The 25,640-nt window shown below is 70.1% G+C and carries 20 protein-coding genes and 1 pseudogene; 7 read left to right on the top strand and 14 right to left on the bottom strand.

The window, feature by feature from the left end; translation table 11 throughout:
* Positions 1 to 15 precede the first annotated feature (15 nt).
* The 3 genes and pseudogenes from metH to KCQ71_RS00285 all read right to left on the bottom strand — a co-directional run.
* Complete coding sequence (gene metH, locus KCQ71_RS00295) at positions 16 to 3,543, bottom strand: methionine synthase (RefSeq protein WP_223401590.1); 3,528 nt, start codon at positions 3,541 to 3,543, stop codon at positions 16 to 18.
* A gap of 41 nt (positions 3,544 to 3,584) precedes the next feature.
* Positions 3,585 to 4,526, bottom strand: a complete 942-nt coding sequence (locus tag KCQ71_RS00290; RefSeq protein WP_223401892.1) for a 5'-3' exonuclease — start codon at positions 4,524 to 4,526, stop codon at positions 3,585 to 3,587.
* Positions 4,527 to 4,649: 123 nt separating this feature from the next.
* Positions 4,650 to 5,006: pseudogene (locus KCQ71_RS00285) on the bottom strand (barstar family protein); the annotation flags it as partial.
* A gap of 246 nt (positions 5,007 to 5,252) precedes the next feature.
* Here KCQ71_RS00285 and KCQ71_RS00280 point away from each other — a divergent pair.
* The 4 genes from KCQ71_RS00280 (at position 5,253) to KCQ71_RS00265 (ending at position 10,765) form a co-directional block, all read left to right on the top strand.
* Positions 5,253 to 6,896 carry an ABC transporter substrate-binding protein gene (locus tag KCQ71_RS00280; protein ID WP_223401589.1) on the top strand — a complete coding sequence of 548 codons (1,644 nt, stop codon included), beginning with the start codon at positions 5,253 to 5,255 and terminating at the stop codon, positions 6,894 to 6,896.
* 109 nt (positions 6,897 to 7,005) lie between these two features.
* Complete coding sequence (locus KCQ71_RS00275; RefSeq protein ID WP_223401890.1) at positions 7,006 to 8,058, top strand: ABC transporter permease; 1,053 nt, start codon at positions 7,006 to 7,008, stop codon at positions 8,056 to 8,058.
* Positions 8,058 to 9,101, top strand: a complete 1,044-nt coding sequence (locus KCQ71_RS00270; RefSeq protein WP_223401588.1) for an ABC transporter permease — start codon at positions 8,058 to 8,060, stop codon at positions 9,099 to 9,101. The genes KCQ71_RS00275 and KCQ71_RS00270 overlap by 1 nt, the downstream gene beginning before the upstream one ends.
* The gene (locus KCQ71_RS00265) at positions 9,098 to 10,765 is read left to right on the top strand and encodes an ABC transporter ATP-binding protein (protein WP_223401587.1); all 1,668 of its coding nucleotides are present in this window, start codon (positions 9,098 to 9,100) and stop codon (positions 10,763 to 10,765) included. The genes KCQ71_RS00270 and KCQ71_RS00265 overlap by 4 nt, the downstream gene beginning before the upstream one ends.
* Before the next feature lie 33 nt (positions 10,766 to 10,798).
* On the opposite strand, the gene KCQ71_RS00260 is transcribed toward KCQ71_RS00265, so the two are convergent.
* The 7 genes from KCQ71_RS00260 to KCQ71_RS00230 form a co-directional block, all read right to left on the bottom strand.
* Complete coding sequence (locus tag KCQ71_RS00260) at positions 10,799 to 11,620, bottom strand: TrmH family RNA methyltransferase (RefSeq protein ID WP_223401586.1); 822 nt, start codon at positions 11,618 to 11,620, stop codon at positions 10,799 to 10,801.
* 10 nt (positions 11,621 to 11,630) lie between these two features.
* Positions 11,631 to 12,806: a glycosyltransferase family 4 protein gene (locus tag KCQ71_RS00255; RefSeq protein WP_223401585.1), complete on the bottom strand. Its 1,176-nt coding sequence runs from the start codon at positions 12,804 to 12,806 to the stop codon at positions 11,631 to 11,633.
* Positions 12,807 to 12,974: 168 nt separating this feature from the next.
* On the bottom strand, positions 12,975 to 14,999 hold the full coding sequence (locus KCQ71_RS00250; protein ID WP_372453899.1) for an ABC transporter ATP-binding protein: 2,025 nt from the start codon (positions 14,997 to 14,999) through the stop codon (positions 12,975 to 12,977).
* On the bottom strand, positions 14,996 to 16,726 hold the full coding sequence (locus KCQ71_RS00245) for an ABC transporter ATP-binding protein (protein WP_223401584.1): 1,731 nt from the start codon (positions 16,724 to 16,726) through the stop codon (positions 14,996 to 14,998). The genes KCQ71_RS00250 and KCQ71_RS00245 overlap by 4 nt, the downstream gene beginning before the upstream one ends.
* A gap of 27 nt (positions 16,727 to 16,753) precedes the next feature.
* Positions 16,754 to 17,935, bottom strand: coding sequence for an SPFH domain-containing protein (locus tag KCQ71_RS00240; RefSeq protein ID WP_223401583.1), 1,182 nt, complete (start codon positions 17,933 to 17,935; stop codon positions 16,754 to 16,756).
* Positions 17,936 to 17,995: 60 nt separating this feature from the next.
* Positions 17,996 to 18,481, bottom strand: a complete 486-nt coding sequence (locus KCQ71_RS00235; protein ID WP_223401582.1) for an NfeD family protein — start codon at positions 18,479 to 18,481, stop codon at positions 17,996 to 17,998.
* A gap of 48 nt (positions 18,482 to 18,529) precedes the next feature.
* Positions 18,530 to 19,351 carry an ABC transporter ATP-binding protein gene (locus tag KCQ71_RS00230; RefSeq protein ID WP_223401580.1) on the bottom strand — a complete coding sequence of 274 codons (822 nt, stop codon included), beginning with the start codon at positions 19,349 to 19,351 and terminating at the stop codon, positions 18,530 to 18,532.
* A 33-nt stretch (positions 19,352 to 19,384) separates the two neighbouring features.
* Here KCQ71_RS00230 and KCQ71_RS00225 point away from each other — a divergent pair, with 33 nt between their 5' ends.
* On the top strand, positions 19,385 to 20,173 hold the full coding sequence (locus tag KCQ71_RS00225) for an Rv1486c family protein (RefSeq protein ID WP_223401578.1): 789 nt from the start codon (positions 19,385 to 19,387) through the stop codon (positions 20,171 to 20,173).
* A gap of 29 nt (positions 20,174 to 20,202) precedes the next feature.
* Here KCQ71_RS00225 and glgA read toward each other — a convergent pair whose 3' ends face one another.
* On the bottom strand, positions 20,203 to 21,405 hold the full coding sequence (gene glgA, locus KCQ71_RS00220) for a glycogen synthase (RefSeq protein WP_223401576.1): 1,203 nt from the start codon (positions 21,403 to 21,405) through the stop codon (positions 20,203 to 20,205).
* Between the two features lie 105 nt (positions 21,406 to 21,510).
* On the opposite strand from glgA, the gene glgC reads away from it, so the two are divergent.
* Together glgC and serB are read left to right on the top strand one after the other, a co-directional pair.
* Positions 21,511 to 22,755: a glucose-1-phosphate adenylyltransferase gene (glgC, locus tag KCQ71_RS00215; protein WP_223401574.1), complete on the top strand. Its 1,245-nt coding sequence runs from the start codon at positions 21,511 to 21,513 to the stop codon at positions 22,753 to 22,755.
* A 69-nt stretch (positions 22,756 to 22,824) separates the two neighbouring features.
* Positions 22,825 to 23,505 carry a phosphoserine phosphatase SerB gene (gene serB / locus KCQ71_RS00210; RefSeq protein WP_223401573.1) on the top strand — a complete coding sequence of 227 codons (681 nt, stop codon included), beginning with the start codon at positions 22,825 to 22,827 and terminating at the stop codon, positions 23,503 to 23,505.
* Positions 23,506 to 23,527: 22 nt separating this feature from the next.
* On the opposite strand, the gene KCQ71_RS00205 is transcribed toward serB, so the two are convergent.
* The 3 genes from KCQ71_RS00205 to fabG all read right to left on the bottom strand — a co-directional run bounded on the left by KCQ71_RS00205 (position 23,528) and on the right by fabG (position 25,618).
* Complete coding sequence (locus KCQ71_RS00205) at positions 23,528 to 24,067, bottom strand: SixA phosphatase family protein (protein WP_223401571.1); 540 nt, start codon at positions 24,065 to 24,067, stop codon at positions 23,528 to 23,530.
* Positions 24,068 to 24,071: 4 nt separating this feature from the next.
* The gene (gene fabI, locus KCQ71_RS00200) at positions 24,072 to 24,839 is read right to left on the bottom strand and encodes an enoyl-ACP reductase FabI (RefSeq protein ID WP_223401569.1); all 768 of its coding nucleotides are present in this window, start codon (positions 24,837 to 24,839) and stop codon (positions 24,072 to 24,074) included.
* 65 nt (positions 24,840 to 24,904) lie between these two features.
* Positions 24,905 to 25,618 carry a 3-oxoacyl-ACP reductase FabG gene (gene fabG, locus KCQ71_RS00195; protein ID WP_223401567.1) on the bottom strand — a complete coding sequence of 238 codons (714 nt, stop codon included), beginning with the start codon at positions 25,616 to 25,618 and terminating at the stop codon, positions 24,905 to 24,907.
* Positions 25,619 to 25,640 lie beyond the last annotated feature (22 nt).

The following is a 25,640-nucleotide window of genomic DNA, read 5'->3' as shown; positions in this document are numbered from 1 at the left end:
CCGGATCAGCGCCGGTCACACCGAGAAGTACTTGGCCTCCGGGTGGTGGAACACGATCGCGTCGGTGGACTGCTCGGGGTGCAGCTGCAGCTCCTCCGAGAGCTCGACCCCGATCCGGGCGGCACCGAGGAGTTCCACGATCTTGCGGCGGTCCTCCATGTTCGGGCAGGCCGGGTAGCCGAGCGAGTACCGGGCACCGCGGTAGGCGACCTTGAACATGCCCTCGATGTCCGCCGGGTCCTCGGCGGCGAAGCCGAGCTCCTCGCGGACCCGGGAGTGCCAGAACTCGGCGAGCGACTCCGTCAGCTGCACCGACAGCCCGTGCAGCTCCATGTAGTCGCGGTAGGCGTTGGCCGCGAACAGTCGCGCCGTGTGGTCGTTCACGGCCGCACCGACGGTGACGAGCTGGAACCCGACGACGTCGGTCTCACCGGACTCGCGGGGGCGCACGAAGTCGGCCAGGCACAGGTGCCGGTCGCGCCGCTGCCGGGGGAACGTGAACCGCATCCGCTCCGTGCCCGGCTCCCCGCCGGACCCGCCGTCGGGACCCTCGTGGTGCAGGATGACCATGTCGTCGCCCTCGGACACGGCCGGGAAGTAGCCGTAGACGACGGCCGGGGCGAACATCTCCTCGGTCTGGATGCGGTCCAGCCAGTCCCGCAGCCGTGGCCGTCCCTCGGTCTCGACCAACTGCTCGTAGGACAGCTCACCGTCGCGGGAGGGCTTGAGGCCCCACTGCCCCATGAACGTGGCGCGCTCGTCGAGGAACGCGGCGTAGTCGGCGAGCTTGATGCCCTTGACGATCCGCGTGCCCCAGAACGGCGGGCTCGGGATCGGGTTCGTCAGGCTCACGTCCGAGCGGGCCGGCAGATCCTCGGGCGGCGTCTCGTCGACCGTCACCTTCGCGTGGATGCGCTTCTTCAACGCGGGAAGCCCGACGGCGTCGCGCGCCTCCCCGCGTGCGACCCGCACGAGCGGCTCCATCAGGCGCAGACCCTCGAACGCGTCGCGGGCGTAGCGGACCTCGCCCGGGTACTGCCCGGCGAGGTCGTCCTCGACGTACACGCGGGTCAGGGCGGCGCCGCCGAGCAGCACCGGGTACTTCTCGGCGAGGCCGCGGGCGGCGAGCTCCGCGAGGTTCTCCTTCATCACCACGGTGGACTTCACCAGCAGGCCGCTCATCCCGATGACATCCGCGTTGTGCTTCTCGGCGGCCTCGATCATCGCCGAGATCGGCTGCTTGATCCCGATGTTGACCACCGTGAAGCCGTTGTTGGTGAGAATGATGTCGACGAGGTTCTTGCCGATGTCGTGCACGTCGCCGCGCACGGTGCCCAGGACGATGGTGCCCTTGCCGGCCTCGTCGGTCTTCTCGATGTACGGCTCGAGGTAGGCCACCGCCGCCTTCATGGCCTCCGCCGACTGCAGCACGAACGGCAGCTGCATCTCGCCACGGCCGAACAGCTCGCCGACCACCTTCATGCCCTCGAGCAGGTGGTCGTTGATGATCGTGAGTGCGCTCCAGCCCTCACCGAGGGCGGCCTCGAGATCGACGTCCAAGCCCTTCATCTCGCCGTCGATGATGCGCCGCTGCAGCCGCGCACCCAGCGGCAGAGCCGCCAGTTCCGCGGCCCGCTGGTCCTTCAGGGCGGCCGAGTCCACGCCCGAGAACAGGTCGAGCAGGTGCGCGAGCGGGTCGTGCGTCATCGCGCCGGCCTCGTCGAACTCGCGACGGTCCCAGACCAGGTCGAGGGCGGCCTGGCGCTGATCGTCGGGGATCTTCGCGAGCGGCAGGATCTTCGCTGCGTGCACGATCGCGGAGTCGAGCCCAGCCTGGACCGCCTCGTGCAGGAACACCGAGTTGAGGACCACCCGAGCCGCCGGGTTGAGCCCGAAGGACACGTTCGACACACCCAGGGTGGTGTGCACGCCGGGATACTTCGCCTTCAGCGCCCGGATCGCCTCGATCGTCTCGATGCCGTCCCGGCGGGTCTCCTCCTGGCCGGTGCCGATCGGGAACGTGAGGGTGTCGACGATGATGTCCTCGACCGCCATCCCCCAGGTCCCGGTCAGCTCCTCGATCAGCCGGCTCGCGATGGCCACCTTCGTCTCCGCGGTGCGCGCCTGACCCTCCTCGTCGATGGTGAGGGCGATGACGGCGGCGCCGTGCTCCTTGACGATCGGCATGACGCGGGCGTAGCGGGAGCCCGGACCGTCACCGTCCTCGAAGTTCACGGAGTTCACCACGGCCCGGCCACCCACGAGCTCAAGGCCGGCGCGGACCACCTCGGGCTCGGTGGAGTCGATCACCAGCGGCAGGGTCGACGCGCTGGCCAGCCGGGAGATGACCTCGCGGGCGTCGGCGACGCCGTCCCGTCCCACGTAGTCGACGCAGACGTCCAGCAGGTGCGCGCCGTCACGGGTCTGCGCCCGGGCGATCTGCACGCATTCGTCCCAGTTCTCCGCGAGCATCGCCTCCCGGAACGCCTTGGACCCGTTCGCGTTCGTGCGCTCACCGATGGCGAGGAACGAGGCGTCCTGGTCGAAGTCGACGTGGGTGTACAGGCTCGCCACGCCCTGCTCGGGCTCCGGCGATCGGGGCGCCACGGGGCGGCCGCCGACGCGCTGCACCACCTGCTCCAGGTGCTCGGGGGTGGTACCGCAGCAGCCGCCGACCAGGCCGAGCCCGAACTCGGTCACGAACTGCTCATGCGCGACACCGAGTTCGGTGGGGGTGAGCGGGTAGGAGGCACCGTTCGCCCCGAGCACGGGCAGACCGGCGTTCGGCATGCAGGTCACCGGCATGTCGGCGTGCCGGGCGAGGTGGCGCAGGTGTTCGCTCATCTCCGTCGGGCCGGTGGCGCAGTTCAGCCCGATCGAGTCGATGCCGAGCGCGCGCAGGGTGGTCAGTGCCGCCCCGATCTCCGACCCCATCAGCATCGTGCCCGTGGTCTCGACGGTGACCTGGGCGAAGATCGGCAGCTCCGTGCCCGCCTCGGCCATGGCGGCCTTGGCGCCGTTGATCGCGGACTTCGTCTGGAGGAGGTCCTGGCTGGTCTCGACCAGGATCGCGTCCGCGCCGCCGGCGATCAGGCCCGCGGCCTGCTGGGCGAACGTGTCCTTCAGGTGGGCGTAGGTGGTGTGCCCCAGGCTCGGCAGCTTCGTGCCGGGTCCCATCGACCCGAGCACCCAGCGGGGGTGGTCGGGGGTGGAGTTCTTGTCGGCGCTGCGCCGGGCGATCCGGGCGCCGGCCTCGGCGAGCTCGAAGATCCGGTCGTCGATGTCGTAGTCGGACAGGTTCGACCAGTTGGCGCCGAACGTGTTCGTCTCGACGCAGTCCACGCCGACGGCGTAGTACGCGTCGTGCACGGACTCGATGACGTCGGGGCGGGTCACGTTCAGGATCTCGTTGCATCCCTCGAGTCCCTGGAAGTCGTCGAGGGTCAGGTTGGCGTCCTGCAGCATGGTGCCCATGGCACCGTCGGCGACGACCACCCGGGTGTTGATGGCGTGCTTGAGTGCGGCGGAGCGTTCGGGGAGCATCCCCCGAGTCTAGGAAGCCGAGCCGCTGCGCGCCGGTGTATTCACGATGTGGCCGGTGTGAGGACGTCCAGCAGCCGGGATACCGAGCCGCCGAGGCCCCACCGGTCCACGAGTTCGGTGAGCGCCGCCGGGTCCCGGGGTACCGGATAGCCGGGCCCGCTGCCGGGCAGCGCGGCGTCCACCTCACCGAGGTTGATCCGGCGGGCGACCGCGACCACCTCCGGGGCCACGTCCAGGTAGTCCGCGGCGGCCTTGATCTTCGCCCGCACCCCGGCCGCGAGCGGCGTGCCCGGGTCGGCTGCGGCGGCGCGGATCCCAGCCAGATCGCCGAAGCTCGCGAGCAGCGACGCCGCGGTCTTCTCCCCTACCCCGGCGACTCCGGGCAGCCCGTCCGAGGAGTCCCCGCGCATGGTCGCGAAGTCGGCGTACTGGTCCGGCCGGACCCCGTACTTCTCGACCACGACGGCGTCGGTGAGGACCTCGTGCCGGCCCACCCCGCGCGCGGTGTACAGCACCCGCACCGGACCTCCCGCAGCACCGTCGTCGACGAGCTGGAACAGGTCCCGGTCCCCGGTGACGACGTCCACCGGCATGCCCGCGTCCGTGGCCAGGGTGCCGATGACGTCATCGGCCTCGTAGCCGTCCGCGCCGACGATCCGGATCCCGATCGCCTCGAGGGTCGCCACGATGATCGGGATCTGGACCTGGAGCGGGTCCGGCACCTCCTCCACGTCCGAGCCTCCCGGGACGACCTCCTCGACCCGGTGCGCCTTGTAGGACGGGATCAGGTCCACCCGCCACTGCGGCCGCCAGTCGTTGTCCCAGCAGCACACGAGGTGGGTCGGCCGGTAGGAGTCGACGAGCCGGGTGATGAAGTCCAGCAGCCCTCGCACCGCGTTGACCGGCGTGCCGTCGGGCGCCGTCATCGAATCGGGCACCCCGTAGAAGGCACGGAAGTACAGGCTCGCGGTATCCAGGAGCATCAGTCGGTCCATGTCGCCGAGTCTGTCACGGCGCGCGGACATCGCCCGTCTGGCACGTTCGCGCCACTCCTCGGGAGCATCCGTGACGACGGCCGCGTCGATGCCGTACAGGCGCGCGTCGGTCAGCACCTGGAGGAACGTACCGAGCTCGGGTTCGGCGTCGACAAGGAGATCCTCGGGAGCGGTGAACACGAGCACGTGCCGGCCGGTGCCCACCCGCCGTCCGGAACGAGGTAGCCCCGCGCGCGGCGTGCCACGGCGCTCCGGGCCGAGTCGGTCCAGACCGAGCAGGCAGTCGAAGAGCGCATCCCAGTTGCGACCGAACCAGTCCGGGAACGCGAGCGCGTGCGCGAGCTCGCCGAGCAGGTCGGACTTGGTGCGGCAGCGCGTCCCGTCGATCCGATGCCACACGTCGTGGACATCATCGGCCGGCACGCCACGGGGCGTCGGCCCGGTGGCCCCGACCGGAACCGTCCTCATGGGGTCGGCCCGCTCCGGCCGGCCACGATCGGCGGAGATGCGACGCGGGTTCCAACGGCGGGCCGGATCACCCGGCCGAGTCTGGCACATGGGGCCATGGCCGTGCCGAGCCCGGACGAGGTGACCACGCGGGTCCCGTGATCGAAACGCAATCTCGGTGTGCTAGACATCACACCAAGATGTGACACGCATCACCGGGGGTTCGTGCACCCACGGACCCAGAAGATCGCAAGAAGGATGTGGAACATGGCTACAGCCAGCTTCCGGCGTCGCGGCCTGAGCGTGGTCGGCACTGCCGCCGCCCTCGCCCTCGTGCTCGCCGCCTGCGCCGAGACCGAGGACCCGAACGCCGATGACGGCACCGGTGGCGACACCGGTGGAGCCATCACGGTCGGCACCACGGACGTGATCATCGCGCTGGACCCGGCCGGGTCCTATGACAACGGGTCCTGGGCCGTGATGAACCAGGTGTACCCGTTCCTGATGAACTCCCCGTACGGGTCGCCGGACGTGGAGCCCGACATCGCCGAGTCCGCCGAGTTCACCGCCCCGACCGAGTACACCGTGGTACTCAAGCCGGACCTGACCTTCGCGAACGGCCACGCGCTGACCGCCTCGGACGTGAAGTTCACGTTCGACCGCCAGGTCGCCATCAACGACCCGCAGGGCCCGGCGTCGCTCCTGTACAACCTGGAGAGCACCGAGGTCATCGACGAGACCACGGTCGTGTTCCACCTGCTGAGTCCGAACGACCAGATCTTCCCGCAGATCCTCGCCTCCCCGGTGGCCCCGATCGTGGACGAGGAGGTGCTCTCCGCGACCGAGGTGACGCCGTCGGCCGATATCGCCGAGGCCGAGGCGTTCGCGGGCCAGTACTCCATCAGTGACTATGTGGAGAACGAGGTGATCCGCTACACGGCGTTCGAGGACTACGCGGGCCTGCTGCCACCGGCCGTCACCGACGAGATCACGGTGCAGTACTTCGCCGAGGAGACCTCGTTGAAGCTCGCCGTGCAGGAGGGTGACGTGGACGTGGCGTTCCGGTCGATGAGCCCGACCGACATCGGCGACCTGCGCACCGACGATTCCGTGGTGGTCCACGACGGGCCGGGTGGGGAGATCCGCTACATCGTGTTCAACTTCAACACCCAGCCGTTCGGTGCCACCACCGCCGAGCCCGATCCCGCGAGGGCACTGGCCGTCCGGCAGGCCGTCGCCCACCTGATCGATCGGAACGCACTGTCCGAGGAGATCTACCAGGGCACCTACACCCCGCTGTACTCCTACATCCCCGAAGGGCTGACCGGTGCGAACACGGCGCTGGAAGAGCTCTACGGTGACGGCGAGGGCGGCCCGGACGCCGATGCGGCCGCGGCCGCACTGGCCGATGCGGGTGTGACCACCCCGGTGACACTGAACCTGCAGTACAGCCCGGACCACTACGGCGCCTCCTCCGACGAGGAGTACGCCATGATCGAGGCGCAGCTGGAGGCGACCGGCCTGTTCGACGTGCAGCTCAACTCCACCCTGTGGGACGCGTACTCGGCCGAGCGCACCCAGGACCTGTATCCGGCCTACCAGCTCGGCTGGTTCCCGGACTACTCGGATGCGGACAACTACCTGTCCCCGTTCTTCCTCACCGAGAACTTCCTCGGCAACCACTACGACAACCAGGAGGTCAACGACCTGATCCTGGCGCAGGCCACTACCGTGGACGAGGCCGAGCGCACCGCGCTGATCGAGCAGGTGCAGGACCTGGTCGCTGCCGATCTGTCCACGGTGCCGTACCTGCAGGGCGCCCAGGTGGCCGTAGCGGCGGCGGATATCACCGGGGTCACGGACACGCTGGACGCGTCCTTCAAGTTCCGGTACGCGGCCCTGGGCCGCTGACCCCCGACCGAGCGCCGGTGCCGCCGTGCGGTGGCACCGGCGCTCGTGACGGACGTCGGAACGCCTGCCGAAAGAGGTCCAACTTGTGACGATCGTCGACGATCGCACGGTGGGGACGAGCGCCGCGGTCCGGAGCAAGGGCTCCGGACTCGGTGGCTACATCCTCACCCGTTTCCTGCTCATCATCCCCACCGTGTTCATCCTGGTCACCCTCGTCTTCTTCCTGATGCGGGTGGTGGGAGACCCGATCACGGCGTCCGTGGGCGGCCGGCTCAGCGCGGCGCAGCTCGCGGAGCGGCTCGCCGAGGCAGGTTACGACCGGCCCCTGCACGTGCAGTACTTCGAGTACCTCGGCCAGATCTTCTCCGGCGACTTCGGGCGCACCATCACCGACAACCGGGCGATCTCCGAGATCCTGGTCACGTACGGCACGGCCACCCTCGAGCTGGTCATCTACGCCCTGATCGTGGCGCTGGTGGTGGGTATCCCGTTCGGGATGCTGGCCGCCCGCCTGCGGGACCGGTGGCCCGATGCGGTGCTCCGGGTCAGTGCCATCCTGTTCTACGCCACGCCGGTGTTCTTCGCCGGTCTGCTGCTGAAGCTGGTGTTCTCCGTCTGGTTGGGCTGGTTCCCGCTCAGCGGCCGAGCCACCTCCTCGACCCAGCTGACCCTCAGCGGGATCAGCGGGTCCTCCGGTATCAACATGCTCGACGCCCTGCGCACCGGACGGATGGATCTGATCGGGGACGTGGCCGCGCACGCGGTGCTGCCCGCGTTGGCCCTCGGTCTGCTCACCGCCGGGGTGTTCCTGCGCCTCGTGCGGACGAACCTGATCGGCACCCTCGGGCGCGACTACGTGGACGCTGCGCGCTCGCGTGGGGTGAGCGAATCCCGTCTGGTCCGCAAGCATGCCTACCGGCCGGCACTGATCCCCATCATCACCGTGATGGGCATGCAGATCGCGCTGCTGCTGGGCGGTGCCATCCTCACCGAGACCACATTCGAGTGGCGCGGGCTCGGTTTCCAGCTGGCGCAGTACCTGGGCGCCCGTGACTTCGTGGCCGTGCAGGGAATCGTCGCCATGCTGGCCGTGATCGTCGCCGTCACGAACTTCATCGTGGACGTCGTTGCGGCGCTGATCGACCCGAGGGTGAGGTACTGATGAGTGAACCGTTGCTGACCGAGAGCGAGCCGCCGGGGACCATCGACGAGACCGTGGTGGTGCACGGCACCTCCGCCGAGCCACGCTGGAAGAAGCTGCCGCTGATCTGGCAGCTCCGGCGCAGCGTGGGCCTGCAGCGGGGCATGCTCGTCGCCGGCCTGGCGCTCTGTGTGTTCTTCATCCTGCTGGCCGTGTTCGCCCCGCTCATCGCGCCCTACTCCTACAACCAGCTCTCCGGTCCGGACGGGAACTTCCCCCGTCAGGCACCTCCCTCGGCCGAGTTCCTCTGGGGCACCACGGTGGGCGGCTACGACGTGTTCTCCCGGGTGGTCTGGGGCGCACGGACGGCCCTGCTGGTCGTCGTGGTGGCGATCGTCGGATCGCTGTTCCTCGGGGTCCTGCTCGGGCTGGTCTCCGGCTACCTGGGTGGCTGGCTCGACCGGGTCCTGGTCACCATCGCCGACGCGATCTACGCGTTCCCGTCGCTGCTGCTGGCGATCGTGCTCTCCATCGTCATCTCCGGCGGTCGGGCCAGCTTCCTCGGTGGCATCCTCGCGGCCGGCCTGTCCATCACCGTCGTGTTCGTGCCGCAGTACTTCCGGGTGGTGCGCGCCGAGACGGTACGCCTGAAGGCCGAGCCGTTCGTGGAGTCCGCCCGCGTGATCGGCACCTCCACGCCGCGCATCCTCGGCCGGCACGTGCTCCGCAATGCGACCCGGTCGCTGCCGCTGATCCTCACCCTGAACGCCTCCGAAGCCATCCTCACCCTCGCCGGACTCGGCTTCCTCGGGTTCGGCATCAACCCGACGGCAGGCGCCGAGTGGGGCTACGACCTGAACCGGGCGATCTCCGATGTGGCAAGTGGCATCTGGTGGACCGGCGTGTTTCCCGGCGCCGCCATCGTGCTGCTCGTGCTCGGTGTCACCCTGGTGGGCGAGAGCCTGAACGACCTCTCCGACCCCCGGCTGCGGATCCGACGGCGGGTCAAGGGTGTACTCATCACCTCACCGCCGGAGCCGGTCACCGAAGGAGCACCCACATGAGCGCCGTCGTGGAGATCAAGGACCTGCACGTCACCTTCGCCACCGATGGGGATCCGGTCACCGCCGTCGACGGCGTGAGCCTGCAGGTGCAACCCGGTGAGGTGCTCGCCATCGTCGGCGAGTCCGGCTCGGGCAAGACCGTCACGGCCAAGACGATCCTGCGGCTGCTGCCGGAGACGGCCACGGTCGACGGCGCCGTGATCCTGGCCGGCAACGATGTGGTCACCCTCGGTGCGGCGCAGCTGCGGCGGGTCCGGGGCCGGGATGTGGCGATGGTGTTCCAGGAGCCCTCCGCCGCGCTGAACCCGGTCTACCCGGTCGGCTGGCAGATCGCCGAAGGGCTGCGCGCCCATGGCACGGTCTCCAAGAAGGACGCCCGCCGCCAAGCCATCGAGGTCCTCGACCGGGTGGGCATCCCGGACGCACAGACCCGGGTGGACCAGTACCCGCACCAGTTCTCGGGCGGGCAGAAGCAGCGGATCGTGATCGCGATGGCGCTCGTCCTCGGTCCCAAGGTGATCGTCGCCGACGAACCGACCACGGCGCTGGACGTGACCGTGCAGGCCGAGATCCTTGACCTGCTTCGCCGGGTCAGGGACGAGTTCGGCTCCTCGATCGTGCTGATCACCCACAACATGGGCGTGGTCGCGGACCTGGCGGACCGGGTCGCGGTGATGTACCGGGGCAAGCTGGTGGAACAGGCAGGAGCGCTCGAGCTGTTCGCCCGACCGCAGCATCCGTACACCCGCGCGCTGCTCGCCGCGGTGCCGCGGTTGCAGGCGCACACGAGCGAGCCCGACGGCGGCCCTGCCGCTGCGACGGCGGCGACCGGCTCCGAGGTGCTGCCGGTGGTGACCGCCGAGGAGCTCGAGGTGGTCTACCCCGGCCGGTTCGGGCGCAGCGGGTTCCGGGCCGTCAACCGGGTCAGCCTGCAGATCGCGCCAGGTGAGGTGCTCGGCCTCGTGGGTGAGTCCGGCTCCGGGAAGACCACGATCGGGCGTGCGATCGCCGGCCTGACCCCGGCCACCGGCGGCACGCTGCGGGTCCTCGGACACGAGATGGTCGGGTTCCGCGAGCGGGCGTTCCGTCCCCTGCGCGCCCGTCTCGGGTTCGTGTTCCAGGACCCGGCCACCAGCTTCAACCCGCTGCTGACGATCGGTGACTGCGTGGCCGAGCCGTTGCTGGTGCACGGCCGGTTCCCGGACGTGAACGCGGCCCGGGACCGGGTCCACGAACTGCTCGATGCCGTGCACCTGCCCACCCAGTACGCCGGCCGCTACCCCCACGAGCTCTCCGGTGGGCAGCGCCAGCGGGCCAGCCTGGCCCGGGCGCTCGCCCTGGATCCTGAGCTGCTGATCGCGGACGAGCCGACCTCGGCCCTGGACGTCTCGGTGCAGGCGAAGGTGCTCGAGGTGTTCGCAGAACTGCAGGAACGCCTCGGGTTCGCGACCTTGTTCATCAGCCACGACCTCGCCGTGGTCGCGATGGTGGCGGACCGGGTCGGCGTGCTGTACCGGGGCGAACTGGTGGAGGAGGGCACCAGCGATCAGGTGCTCGGTGCGCCGGCGCACCCGTACACCCAACGCCTGCTCGCGTCGGTCCCGGTACCCGACCCGGTGGCACAGAAGGAGCGCCGACTCGCCCTGGCCGAGCTCAAGGGCTGACCCTCGGCGAGCGCAGCTGGACCGGCGCGGCCGTCACCGGCGCCGGGTGGCCCAGAACGCCACCGCCGCGGCGGCCGCGACGTTCAGGGAGTCCACGCCACCGGCCATCGGGATCCGCACGGTCCGGTCACACGCCGCGATGGTGCGCGCCTTGAGTCCGTGTCCCTCGGCACCGAGCACCAGTGCGAGCCGCTCGGGCGGGTCGTCCGCGAGCTCGTCCAGGGTGATCGAGTCGTCGTCGAGCGCGAGGGCGGCGGTGACGAACCCCGCGTCGCGCAACGCGTCGATCCCATCGGGCCAGGGGTCCACGCGCGTCCACGGCACCTGGAACACGGTTCCCATCGAGACCCGCACGGATCGCCGGTAGAACGGGTCGGCGCACCGGGGCGTGACCAGCACGGCGTCCACTCCGAGCCCTGCGGCACTCCGGAACGCCGCTCCGACATTCGTGTGGTCTACGATGTCCTCGAGGATCGCGACCCGCTGCGCCCCGGCCACGACCTGCGCCACCGGCGCCAGCGGCGGCCGGTGCATGGCCGCGAGTGCACCGCGGTGCAGGTGGAAGCCGGTGATCTCCTGGAGCAGGTCCTGCTCGGCCAGGTACACCGGGAGGTCCCCGTGCTCCCCTGCACCCACCTGCGCGAGCAACGGCTCCAGGTCCGGGAGCCACTTGGGCTCGAGCAGGAAGGAGCGGGGCCGGTGCCCGGCGGCCACGGCCCGGCGGATCACCGTGGCGCTCTCGGCGATGTACATGCCACGCTCGGGCTCGCTGCGCGAGCGCAGCGCCACGTCGGTCAGGCTGGTGTAGTCGGCGAGTTCGGCGGAGCCGAGATCTGTGAGCGGGACGATCGGCACGCCCGCGAGACTAACGGGTGATCAGCCGGCGCCGCATGGGGCGTCCGCCGGAGGCGATCCGATCCCGGGCGGCGAACTCGATCGCGTTCGCGTAGTGCTGGGTCACTTCGGCGTTGACCGCGTCCCAGGTCCGCGGGGCGGTGGACTCCCGCGCCGCCAGGCCCATCATCGTGCGGCGAACCGGGTCGGCGGCGAGCGTGGCGACCGCTCGTCGCATCGCAACCAGATCACCGGGCGGATAGAGGAATCCGTTCTGCCCGTCCGCGATCAGGTCGATCGGCCCACCCCGGGCCGGCGCCACCGCGGGCACGCCGCAGGCCTGGGCCTCCTGGATCGTCTGGGCGAACGTGTCCATCTCGCCGGTGTGCACGAACACGTCGAGGCTGGCCATCATCCGGGTCAGGTCCGCGCCCTCGAGCCGACCGGTGAACGTCGCGTCCGGCAGGGCCCGCATGACCTGGTCACGGCGCGGCCCGTCGCCGACCACCACCAGGCGGACCCCCGGCAGGTTCTGCAGCACGGCCAGATCCTCGACCTGCTTCTCCCGGGCCAGCCGGCCGACGTACCCGACCACGACCTCGTCCCCGCGCGCCACCGTGGCACGCAGGGCCTCGTCGCGGTGCACCGGCGAGAACCGGTCCCGGTCCACCCCGTGCGGCCAGACCGCGACCCGGTGAACGCCTCGGTCGATCAGCTGCTTGCAGGCGTACGAGGACGGCGCGAGCGAGAGCGTTGCGCTCTTGTGGATGTCTTCGATCCGGCGCCACAGGAGCGGTTCGATCTGACGTACCTTGTACCGCTTCGCGTAACTGGGCACCTCGGTCTGGTACACCGCGACGGACGGCAGACCGAGCGACTGCGCTGCCCCGATCGCCTGCCAGCCGAGCACGAACGGCGCGGCCAGGTGCACCACGTCCGGCCCGAAGTAGCGCAGGTGTTCCTCCAGGGTCCGCACCCGCGGGTTGGACAGCCGCATCTCCGAGTAGCCCGGGAGCGGCACCGCCCGGTAGCGACGCACGGTCGCCCCGGCGTACTCGGCAACGGCGTGCTCGCCGCGGCCCGGGGCCGGCGCCAGGACCAGCACGTCCTCGCCCCGCACGTCCAGGTACTCCAGCAGCCGCAGGAGCGTGACGGTGACCCCGTTGGCCTGGGGAAGGAACGACTCGGCTACCACGGCGATGCGCATAGGCCGATCGTGGCAGAAGCGGACGGCGTGGCGTATCCACCGCGCGGGTGATGTCACCCGACGTGTTGTCGAACTTCAGGTGTACGACGGCGTCGCCCGGGGATGAGAAGGTCCGTCGCCTCAGGCGCCGACCGGCTAGGTTGTGCGCCTTCGGCCCGACCGAGGGCGTCAGTCCACCTCGGCCGCGGCCGCCGCGAACTGGGCCTGGTAGAGGCGGGCGTAGGCGCCGCCGGCGGCGATCAACTCGTCGTGGCTGCCCTTCTCGACGATCGAGCCCTGCTCCATCACGAGGATGATGTCGGCATCCCGGATGGTGGAGAGCCGGTGGGCGATGACGAAGCTGGTGCGCCCTTGCCGGAGCGCGTTCATGGCCTCCTGGACGAGCACTTCGGTGCGCGTGTCCACCGAGGACGTGGCCTCGTCGAGGATGAGGATCGCCGGGTCCGCCAGGAACGCCCGCGCGATGGTGAGGAGCTGCTTCTCCCCCGCGCTGACCGCGGTGCCGTTGGTGCCCTCGTCGTCCAGTGTGGTCTCGTAGCCGTCCGGCAGGGTCCGTACGAACGGGTCCACGTGGGTGGCCTCCGCGGCGGCGACGAGTTCGGCCTCGGTCACCTCGCGGTGGGTGCCGTAGCTGATGTTGTCCGCGATGGAGCCGCCGAACAGCCAGGTGTCCTGCAGCACCATGCCGATGTTCGAGCGCAGGCCCGCGCGGGTCAGATCGCGGGTGTCCACGCCGTCGATCGTGATCCGGCCGCCGTCCACCTCGTAGAACCGCATGATCAGGTTCACCAGCGTGGTCTTGCCGGCGCCCGTCGGGCCGACGATCGCGATGGTCTGTCCGGGCTCGGCCACGAAGGACAGGCCCTCGATCAACGGCCGCTCCGGCGTGTAGCTGAAGGACACGTCCTCGAACGCGACGCGACCCTCGACGGTCTCCAGCGTGGCCGGGGCGACCGGGTCCGCGGACTCCTCCGGCGCGTCGAGGAGCTCGAACACGCGCTCGGCCGAGGCCGCCCCTGACTGCAGCAGATTCATCATCGAGGCGATCTGGGTGATCGGCTGGGAGAACTGGCGCGAGTACTGGATGAACGCCTGCACGTCCCCGAGGCTCATCTGCCCGGACGCGACCCGGAGTCCACCGACCACGGCGACCACCACGTACCCGAGGTTGGACACGAAGCCCATGACGGGCTGGATGGTTCCGGTGATGAACTGGGCCTTGAAACTTGCCTCGTAGAGCTTCGTATTCTCGTGCTCGAACGTCTCCCGGGCGGTCGCCTCGTGACCGAAGACCTTCACCAGGGAGTGCCCGGTGTACATCTCCTCGACGTGCGAGTTCACGGTGCCGGTGCGCTTCCACTGCTCCACGAACTGGGGCTGCGAGCGCTTGGCGATCTGGGCGACCACCACGGCCGAGAGCGGGATCGTCACGAGGGCGACCAGCGCCAGGATCCACGAGATGTAGAACATCATGAAGAGCACGCCGACCACCGTCAGGACCGAGGTGATCAGCTGGGACAGCGACTGCTGCAGTGTCTGGGCGATGTTGTCGATGTCGTTCGTGACCCGGGAGAGCACCTCACCGCGGGCCTGCTTGTCGAAGTAGCTGAGCGGCAGCCGCGCCAGCTTCGTCTCGGAGCGTTCCCGCAGGTCGTACACGGTCTGCTGGACCACCTTGGTCGTGATCCGGCCCTGCAGCCAGCTGAACAGGAACGACGCGGCGTACACGGCCAGGACCACGCCGAGCAGCTGCGCGAGCCGGGTGAAGTCGATGCCCTGCCCGGGAATCAGGTTCGGCATCCCGCTGATCAGATCGGCCTGGGCGTCCATCCCCTGCGACCGCAGGTACTCGATCAGTTCCGGCTGGGTCAGGCCCGGCTCGAACTGGCTCCCGATGAACCCCTCGAAGATGGCGTTGGTGGCGTTCCCGAGCAGCTTCGGACCGACCACGACGAGCGCCGTGGAGACCACGCCGAAGCCGATCGCCACGAAGACCGCGATGCGCTGGGGACGCAGCTCCGAGAGGATCCGTCGCAGGGTGCCGCCGAAGTTCATCGGCTTCTCGGCGGGCATCCCGAGCCCGCCGCCGGGGCCGTGCGCCTGTGGCCGACGCTCCGCGGGCTTCACGGACGCCTTCAGCTCGGAGTCGTCGGCGCGCTCGCCGCTGGTGACATCGCGGTCGTCGGTGCTCATGCCGCCTCCGCCGCGGTCAGCTGGGAGGAGACGATCTCCTGGTAGGTCTCGTTCGTCGCGAGGAGCTCGTCGTGCGTGCCGCTGCCCACCACCCGGCCGTGCTCGAGCACCAGGATCTGATCCGCGTCCCGGATCGTCGAGACCCGCTGGGCCACGATGATCACGCTGGCGTCTCGCGTCCGCGGTTTCAGCGCGGCCCGCAGCGCCGCGTCGGTGGCGTAGTCCAGAGCGGAGAAGGAGTCGTCGAACAGGTAGATGGAGGGCTTGCGGATCAGGGCTCGCGCGATCGCCAGGCGTTGGCGCTGCCCACCGGAGACGTTCGTGCCGCCCTGCGCGATCTCGGCCTCCAGGCCGCCGTCCATGGAGCGCACGAAGTTCTCGGCCTGGGCCACCCTCAGCGCGTCCCACATCTCCTCGTCGGTGGCGTCCTCACGCCCGTACCGCAGGTTCGAGGCGACGGTCCCGGAGAACAGGTACGGCTTCTGCGGAATCAGCCCGATCTCACCCGTGATGATGTCCGGGGCGATGTCACGCACATCGATCCCGTCGATGCGCACGGCGCCCTCGGAGGCGTCGAACAGCCGGGGCACCAGGTTCAGCAGTGTCGTCTTGCCGGAACCGGTGGACCCGATGATCGCCGTCGTCCGGCCAGGCTCGGCCCGGAACGAGACCCCGTGCAACACCGAGGCCTCGGCCCCCGGGTAGTGGAAGTCGACCGTGTCGAACGCCACGGCGCCACGGACCCGGTCGGGCCGCTTCGGGTCGAGGGGCGCCAGCACGGTCGGCTCGGAACCGAGGACCTCGTCGATCCGCTCACCCGAGACCACGGCCCGCGGGGCGAACATGAACATCATCGTCGCCATCATCACCGCGAACAGGATGAACATCAGATAGCTGAGGAACGCCACGATGGAGCCGATCTCCATCGCACCGGAGTCCACGCGCTGCGCGCCGAACCACATCACCCCGACGGAGGCGACGTTCACGATCAGCATCACGAGCGGGATCGCGAACGCGAGCACCCAGCCCACCTTGATCGCGACGTCCCGCAGTGCCGTGTTCGCCACCGCGAACCGCGCCTGCTCGTCGCCCTCCTTCACGAACGCCCGGACCACCCGGATCCCGGTGATCTGCTCGCGCAGGATGCCGTTGATGGAGTCGATCCGCTTCTGCATGCTGCGGAAGTAGGGCACCATCCGACCGGCCACAAGGGCCATGGTGCCGCCGAGCACCGGAACCACGACCACGAGCAGCAGCGACAGTCCGGTGTCCTCCTGGACCGCCATGATGATGCCGCCGACGAGCATGATCGGTGCCGTGATGATCATGGTCAGGGACATGAACACGAACATCTGCACCTGCTGCACGTCGTTCGTGGACCGGGTGATCAGCGACGGCGTCCCGAGCGCTGACATCTCCTGGGCGGAGAAGTCCATGATTCGCCCGAACAGGGCCTCGCGCAGGTCCCGCCCGAGGGCCATGGCCGTGCGCGCACCGAAGTAGATGGCGATCACGTTCGCGACCATCTGCACCAGCGAGATGCCCAGCATCATGCCGCCGGTCCGCATGATGAAGTCGGTATCGCCCGTGACCACACCCTGATCGATGATGCGGGCGTTCAGCGTCGGCAGGTACAGCGCGGCGAGCGTCTGGACCAGCTGCAGGACGCTGACGATCACGATCGCCGACGTGTACGGCTTCAGGAAGTTGCGGACCAGTCGAAGCACACGGTGACGTTACACCGTGTCAGCAACTCACTCCCCGTGCGGACTCCACGGCTTCGCTGCGGGCGGAATCGGCTCGTCCGGCGGAGCCTGGCCGGCCTCCGCCGACCGGTTGAACGGTGCCCCGGTGTGCTCGCCGGCCGTACTCGCCTCGGCCGTCGCCTCGTCCACCTGGCTCCGGGCCTCACGCAGCGCCTCGGCGGGGTCCTGCAGCGACGTCTCGGGCAGGTCGATGTCCAGGCCCTCGATCATCTCCGGAGCCCGCTCGCGGGCCGCGCCCGCATCCGAGGGACCGTCGCCACGGGGAGCCGCCGGCGGGGTGTCGCCACCACCACCGCCACCGAACGCGGACGTGATGGAGCCGAGCGCGGCGGTGAACTCCGCGGGCACCACCCAGAGCTTCGAGGACGAACCGTTCGCGATCTGCGGCAGCATCTGCAGGTACTGGTATGCCAGCAGCTTGGGGTCGGCGTCTCCGCGGTGGATGGCGTCGAACACCTGGAGGATCGCGCGCGACTCGCCCTGGGCCCGCAGGATCGCGGCCTGAGCCGCACCCTCGGCCCGCAGGATGGACGACTGCTTCTCACCCTCGGCGGTGAGGATCTGCGACTGCTTGACACCCTCGGCGGTGAGGATCGCCGCACGACGGTCCCGCTCGGCACGCATCTGCTGTTCCATCGCGCCCTGCACGCTCTGGGGCGGGTCGATGGCCTTCAGCTCGACTCGGTTCACGCGGATCCCCCAGCGGCCGGTGGCCTCGTCCAGCACCCCACGGAGCTGGCCGTTGATCTGGTCGCGGCTGGTCAGGGTCTGCTCCAGGTCCATCGAACCGATGATGTTACGGAGCGTGGTGACCGTGAGCTGCTCGATGCCCTGGATGTAGTTCGCGATCTCGTACGTCGCGGATTTCGGGTCGGTGACCTGGAAGTAGATCACCGTGTCGATGCTGACCACGAGGTTGTCGGAGGTGATCACCGGCTGGGGCGGGAACGGGACGACCTGTTCCCGCAGGTCGACGCCGGCCCGGACGCGGTCCACGAACGGGATCAACAGGTGCAGCCCGGCGTACATGGTCGTCTGGTACCGCCCGAGGCGCTCGACGATGAGTGCCACGGCCTGGGGCACGATCCGGATCGCGCGGCGGGCCGCCACGACCACGAAGATCACCACCAGGATCAGGATGATCGCTCCGACTACCTGACCGAAATCCATCAGCTACCCCTACTCTCCTCTGGCCCGCGCATCGGGCCGTGCGTGTGTGAAGGTCGTCGATCAGTAACCGGGACCGGGCGTACCGTACGGCTGACTCGGATTCTGCGGGACGGCCGGCGCCGCGACCACGGCGGTGGCTCCGTCGATGCGGACCACCGACACCACGGTACCGACCCCCAGCACCACCCCGGGCTGGTCCACCCGCGCGGTCCAGACCTCGCCCACGAGCTTGACCCGGCCGGACTGCTGGGTCACGTCCGCCAGCACCGTCGCGGTGCGGCCGGTGAGCGCGGAGATGTTCGTGTCCGCCTCCGGGGTGCTCTTCTTCAGGTGCGCCAGCGCCCACGGCCGGACCGCGAAGATCAGCAGGATCGAGACCGCGGCAGCCACGAGGGCGGACACCCAGAACGGGGCGCCGAGGCCGGCCGAGATCGCTCCGGCCACGGCCCCGCCGGCCAGCATCAGGAACAGCAGGTCCACGGTGAGCATCTCGACGACCCCGAGCAGCAACGCCGCTCCGAGCCACCACAGCCATCCGTAATTCATCGCTGCCTCCCCTCGCCCTGTCGCCTTTGAGTGCAGTGTAAAGGAAGTTTAAAGCACGTGACGACGTTCAGGCTCACGCTCGTCGCGCGTGAGCGCCCGGGCGCTCCACCGCTCGCCGTGCCGCTCGACCAGCAGGTCGAGTCCGAACGTGCGCGAGAGGTGCTGCGGGGTCATCACGTCCTCGAGCCGCCCGGAGGCCTCCACCTTCCCGTCCCGCAGCAGCAGACCGTCGGTGAACCCCGGCGGGATCTCCTCGACGTGATGGGTGATCAGGATGAGCACGGGTGAGTACACGTCCGCAGCGAGTTCACCGAGGGCCGCCACGAGCTCCTCCCGGCCGCCGAGGTCGAGGCCGGCACCCGGCTCGTCGAGGATGAGCACCTCGGGATCGGTCATGAGGGCACGGGCGATCTGGACCCGCTTGCGCTCGCCCTCCGAGAGGGTTCCGAAGAAGCGGCTGCTCAGGTCCGCCACGTCGAATGCGCCGAGCAGGTCGTGTGCGCGTCCGACGTCGAGCGTCTCGTAGTTCTCCCGCCACCGGCCGGTGACCCCGTAGGAGGCGGTCAGGACCACGTCCAGGACGGTCTCGCCGCCCGGGATCCGGTCGGCCAGGGCGGCGCTGGCGAGGCCGATCCGCGGACGCAGCTCGAACACGTCGACGGCGCCCAGCCGCTCGCCGAGGACCTCCACCTGTCCCGCGCTCGGGTGCATCCGTGCCGAGGCGAGCTGCACGATCGTGGTCTTACCGGCCCCGTTCGGGCCGAGCACCACCCAACGCTCGCCCTCCTCGACCGACCAGTTCACGCCGTCGAGAATGGTCTTGGTCCCGCGACGGACGCTCACGTCGTCGAACTGCAGCACGTCACCCATGACTCCTGACCCTAATTGACCTAGGTTCTGCGTGTGACCATCGACGTGCCGCGCAGCGTGCTGGCCGCGCTCTGGGTCGACGCGCTGCGCGACCCGGACGCCCGGACCTCCGTCTCGGACGCCCTCGCCGCGATCGTCGGCGAGGACGAACCGCACACGGTCGACGGCGGTGGCTCGCTCGCGGAGCTGCTGCTGCGGGCGGGCGGTGGTCAGGTCGTCGCCGCGCTGCCGAGCCCGGGCGAGCCGTTCGCCCTCGGCGGCGCGGCCGGGGAGTTGGCCATGGAGGTGGGCGAGGCGCTCGTGGTGTCCGGCCCGCAGGTCGGAACGCGGACCGGCCCGGACGTCGCCCTCGAATCCTTCGTCGCGGTGCCGGTCGTGACCGAGTTCGGCTCGGCGCTCGAGCCAGGTGCCATGGTGGCGTGGCAGGTGTTCGCGGGCGCGGCCGGCCCGCCCGCGGTGGACTCCCTCGGCGAGGCACGCGCCGGGCTCGCCGAGGCGCTGAACGTCGCCATCGAGGCGCTCAGCCGGATGGATGTTGCGCGATGGCGCGAGGAGGCCGCCGAGGAGATCTCGATGCTGGCCTCGTCCGTGGTACCGCCCGCACTGGAGATTCGGCTGCCCCCCGATCAGGACCCCCGCCGCACCGACCTCCTCGCCCGCGCGGCCAGGCTGACCGCGATCGTCGAGCTCGCCCGGACCGACGACGGCGCGGCGGTGAACGCCTGGCAGGCCGATCAGCGCTCGGCCGCGCTCCGGCACGTCGCCGCCGCGGCCCGGCGGGCCCTGACCGCGGCCAGCGCGAGCGCGCCGCGGCCGCGCTGACCCGGATCCCTGATCCCGCCGCCACGCGCTCAGCGCTCGGCGAGTACCCCTCGGTAGACCTCGAGGGTGCGCTCCCCGATCGCGGCCCAGGAGAAGTGCTCCTGCGCCCGCGCCCGCCCGGCGGCGCCCATCCGCGCCGCCCGCTCGGGGTCCGACGTGAGTTCGGTGAGGGCGGCGGTCAGGTCGCGAACGAAGGTGTCCGGGTGCACCGGCGTACCGGTGCCGTCGGTGACCTGCTCGATCGGCACCAGCAGCCCGGTCACGCCGTCGTCGACGACCTCCGGGATCCCGCCGGTGGCGGACGCCACCACGGGCAGGCCCACGGCCATCGCCTCCAGGTTCACGATGCCCAGCGGCTCGTAGATCGACGGGCAGACGAACACCGTGGACGCCGCGAGCAGCCCGACCACCTCGGCGCGCGGGAGCATCTCGTCGATCCAGATCACCCCGGTGCGTTCCGTGGTGAGCTGCGCGAACGCATCCTTGACCTCGGCCGCGATCTCCGGGGTGTCCGGAGCTCCCGCGCACATGATGATCTGGACCTCGGCCGGCAGGTCCCGGACCGCGCGTAGGAGGTAGGGCAGCCCCTTCTGCCGGGTGATCCGGCCGACGAAGATCACGGTGGGCCGGGACGCGTCCACCCCGAACTTCGCGGCAACGGCGTCCACCTCGGCGGGCTCCGGGCGTCGCCAGGAGTCGAGGTCGATCCCGTTGTGGACGACCACGACCTTCTCCGGGTCCAGCTGCGGATAGCTGCGCAGGATGTCGGCACGCATGCCCGCGCTCACCGCGATCACCCGGGCGGCGCCCTCATATGAGGTCCGTTCGGCCCAGCTCGAGACGGCGTACCCGCCACCGAGCTGCTCGGCCTTCCACGGCCGCAGCGGCTCGAGGCTGTGCGCGGACAGCACGTGTGGGATGTCGTTGAGCAGTCCACCCAGGTGCCCGGCGAGGTTGGCGTACCAGGTGTGGGAGTGGACCAGGTCCGCGCCGGCGACGTCGGCGGCGATCTCCAGGTCGACACCCAGGGTGGCCAGCGCGGGGTTGGCATCCTGCAGGCCCGCCGGCACGTCGTACCCGGTCACGCCGACGGCATCCGGCCGTGGGCCGTCGAAGCACCGCACCTGCACCTCGATGTGCTCGGCGAGGACCGCCGCGAGCTCGGTGACGTGCACCCCCGCTCCCCCGTAGACCTTCGGCGGGTACTCCCTGGTCAGCAGGTCGACGCGCATCCCGCTCTCCTTCCGTTCCGGTGCCCGGGCTCCCGTGCGGACGTACTGGTGACAAACCACGGCAAGCGATGGTGGGAACCCTCGCCTCACCCTATGGTTCAGAACATGGCAGCACCACGAGTTCTCGCGATCGTCCTGGCCGGTGGAGAAGGAAAGCGATTGATGCCACTGACGGCTGATCGCGCCAAGCCCGCGGTCCCGTTCGGCGGCATCTACCGCCTCATCGATTTCGCTCTGTCCAACGTCGTGAACTCCGGTTACCTCAAGGTCGTCGTGCTGACGCAGTACAAGTCGCACTCACTGGACCGCCACATCGCGAAGACCTGGCGGATGTCCCACCTGCTCGGCAACTACGTGGCCCCGGTGCCGGCGCAGCAGCGGGTCGGCAAGAACTGGTTCCTCGGCAGTGCCGACGCGATCTACCAGTCCCTGAACATCATGGACGACGAGCGCCCCGACATCGTCGTCGTGGTGGGCGCCGACCACGTGTACCGCATGGACTTCTCCCAGATGGTGGCCTCCCACATCTCCTCGGGCGCGGAGATGACCGTCGCCGGGATCCGGCAGCCGATCGGCCTCGCCGACCAGTTCGGGGTGATCTCCGCGGATGCATCGGACCCGCTGCGGATCGCCGAGTTCCTGGAGAAGCCGGCCGACCCGGTCGGCCTCGCGGACTCCCCGCAGGAGGTCCTGGCCTCCATGGGCAACTACGTGATGAACGCGGACGCGTTGCTCGACGCCGTCACCAAGGACGCCGCGTCGACCTCCTCCCGCCACGACATGGGCGGCGACATCGTGCCCTACTTCGTCGACCGCGGGCAGTGCGGCCTGTACGACTTCATCCACAACGACGTCGCCGGCTCCACCGACCGGGACCGCGACTACTGGCGCGACGTCGGGACCCTCGACGCCTACTACGAGGCGAACCAGGACCTCATCGCCGTCGAGCCGGTGTTCAACCTCTACAACGACAACTGGCCGCTGCACACCGGCTACGTGGGCCTGCCGCCGGCGAAGTTCGTGCACGCGTCCGCCGACCGGATCGGCCAGGCCCACGACTCGATCATCTCCCCCGGGGTCGTCGTCTCCGGTGGCGAGGTGTCCGGCTCGATCCTGTCCCCAGGGACCCGTGTGAACTCCTGGTCCTCGGTCGCGGACTCGGTGCTCATGGACGGCGTCCAGGTGCACCGGCGCGCACAGGTGAACAAGGCGATCGTGGACAAGTTCGTGGAGATCGAGGCCGGTGCCACGGTGGGCGTCGACGCCGAGCTCGACGCGAGCCGAGGCTTCGCGGTGACGCCTGCCGGGGTCACCGTGGTCCCGAAGGGCACCCGGGTCACCGCCGTCTGAGCAATCTCCGAGCAGGCGACCTCGTGATGCAGGTCCACCTGGGTCGGCGGCTGCGGCATGATTGACCCCATGCCGACCATGCCGACCGGGCCGACCGGGCCGACCGGGCCGAGCTACCGCCGCCGGCTGGTCGTGATGGACGTGGACTCCACGTTCATCACCGGCGAGCAGATCGACCTGATCGCGGCGCACGCCGGCACCGGTGATCTCGTCGCGGCCATCACCGAGCGCGCGATGCGTGGCGAGCTCGACTTCGCCCGGTCCCTCACCGAGCGCGTCGCGACGCTCGCCGGGCTACCGGTGTCGGTTCTGGACGAGGTCCGCGCGCAGGTGCGCACCGCACCCGGTGCCCTCGAACTGGTGCGCGAACTGCTCGCGCGCGGCTGGCCGGTCGCCCTGGTCTCCGGCGGCTTCCACGAGATCGTGGACCCGATCGCCGCCCGGGCCGGCATCACCCTGGTCCGGGCGAACCGGCTCGAGGCCGACGGCGGCGTGCTCACCGGCCGCGTCAGCGGCCCGATCGTCGACCGGGCCGCGAAGGCGCGGCACCTGCGCGAGTTCGCGGCCGCCGAGGGCATCGATCTCGCCGACACGGTCGCGGTGGGCGACGGCGCGAACGACCTCGACATGATTGCGGCCGCCGGGCTCGGGGTCGCCTTCGCGGCGAAGCCGGTGGTGGCCGCACAGGCCGACGTCGCCCTACCCGGGCCGCGCCTGGACGCGGTGCTCGCTCTGCTCGACGCGAACTGACCGGACTCGACGCGGCGTCGACCTACTCGGCGGTCGTCGGAGCCGTCGACAACCCGGTCAGCACCGCGGACCGGTCCGTCAGGGTCGCCCAGGGTGCGCTGAACTCCAGGAACGCGGCGGTCGCCGTCGAGATCCCGGTACGGACCCGCAGCGCCGCGGACTCCTGCGACTTCGGCCCGGCGAGCCGGTGTGCGGTGCCCGAGAGCACCGGCTCGTGCCCGACGACCAGGACCCGGACCACCTCGGGCGCTACGCCCCGCAACAGGTCGAGGACCTCGTCGACGTCGGCGCTGTAGAGGTCGTCGGAGTAGGTGACGTCGATGGCCTCGGCCGCATCGCCGAGGGCCGCCGCGGCCAGCTGCCAGGTCTGCCGGGCCCGGACGGCGGCCGAGCACAGCACCAGGTCCGGCACGATGTCGCGCTCCGCGATCCGCTGACCGACGACCGTGGCCTGGGCCCGTCCGGTGACGGTCAGGACCCGGTCGAAGTCGGTCGATGCCGAGTGCTCCGCCTGCGCGTGCCGGAGCAGGATCAGGTGCCGCTCAGAAGCTGACTCGTTCATGGTCCTAGAGTCCCATGGCATGCACTCCACCGTCGACGTGAACGATCTCTCCGGTGGTGGCCGGCATCCAGTCGGAGAGCAGCGCGGCGATCGTGCGTGCCGTGGGTTCGGCGTCGTTGACGTCCCAGCCCAGCGGCGCTCGGGTGGGCCACCCGCCCTCCATCGCCTCGAACCCTGGGATGGACTTGGCCGCGGTGGTGCGCAGCGGCCCGGCCGAGACGAGGTTCACCCGGATGCCGTCCGGCCCGAGGTCCCGAGCCAGGTAGCGGGCCGTCGACTCGAACGCGGCCTTGGCCACGCCCATCCAGTCGTAGACCGGCCAGGCGAACTTGGCGTCGAACGTGAGACCGACGATCGAGGAGCCGGCGCCCAGCAGCGGCCTGGCCGCGACCGCGAGCGACTTCAGGGAGAACGCGGAGACCTCGAGGGCGGTGGCGACGTCCGGCCACTGCCCGGCGAGGAAGTTGCCACCCATCACGCTCTGCGGCGCGAACCCGATCGAGTGCACCACGCCGTCCAGGGAGTCGACGTGCTCGCTGACCCGGTCGGCCAGGGCGGCGAGGTCGTCGTCGTCGGTGACGTCCAGTTGCACGACCGGGGCGGGCTTCGGCAGCCGACGCCCGATCGCCTGGGTGAGCTTGAACTGGCGGCCGAACGAGCTCAGCACCACCTCGGCGCCCTGCTCCTGCGCGAGCCTGGCGACGGTGAACGCGATCGAGCTCTCCATGAGCACGCCGGTGATCAGTAGCTTCTTACCCTCGAGCAGTCCCATGCCTGCGTCTCCTGTGTCTGTGGTGCCTGTGTGATGCGTGGTGGGCGGGGCCGGGTGGCCCGTGGTCAGTGGCCCATGCCGAGGCCGCCGTCGACCGGGATGACGGCCCCGCTGATGTAGCCGGCGTCCGGGCCGGCCAGGAAGCTCACCGCGCCGGCGACCTCGGCGGGCTCGGCGAAGCGCGCGGCCGGGATCGACGCCAGGTACTTCTGGTGCGTCGCCTCCGGCAGCTCCTGGGTCATCGCCGTGTCGATGAACCCGGGCGCCACCACGTTCGCGGTGATGCCACGGGCGCCGAGCTCCCGGGTCACGGACCGCGCGATGCCCACCAGGGCGGCCTTGGTGGCCGCGTAGTTGACCTGCCCGGGCGAGCCGTACAGACCCACCACCGACGAGATCAGGATGATCCGGCCGTGCCGCTTGCGGATCATGCCCTTGCTGGCACGGCGCACACACCGGAACGTACCGGTGAGGTTCACGTCGACGACGTCGGTGAACTCCTCGTCGGTCATCCGCATCAGCAGCGTGTCCCTGTTGATCCCGGCGTTGGCCACGAGGACGTCCGTGGGGCCCTGGTGCTCCTCGATCGCCGTGAACGCCGCGTCGATGGAGTCGGAGTCCCGCATGTCCCCGACTGCCCCGAATACGCCCTCGGGCAGGTCCCCGCTGCGGTAGATGCTGGCGACGCGGTAGCCGTCGGCGACGAAGCGTTCGGCGATCGCCCACCCGATTCCCCGGTTCGCCCCGGTGACCACCACGGTCCGCTCGTTCTCGCTCACTGCGCCATCCCAGTCGTCCGTC

Source organism: Occultella gossypii, assembly GCF_019947135.1.
Lineage (GTDB): Bacteria > Actinomycetota > Actinomycetes > Actinomycetales > Beutenbergiaceae > Occultella > Occultella gossypii.
Note: the sequence above shows the minus strand (reverse complement) of the source record. Positions and strands in the feature narration are given on the sequence as shown.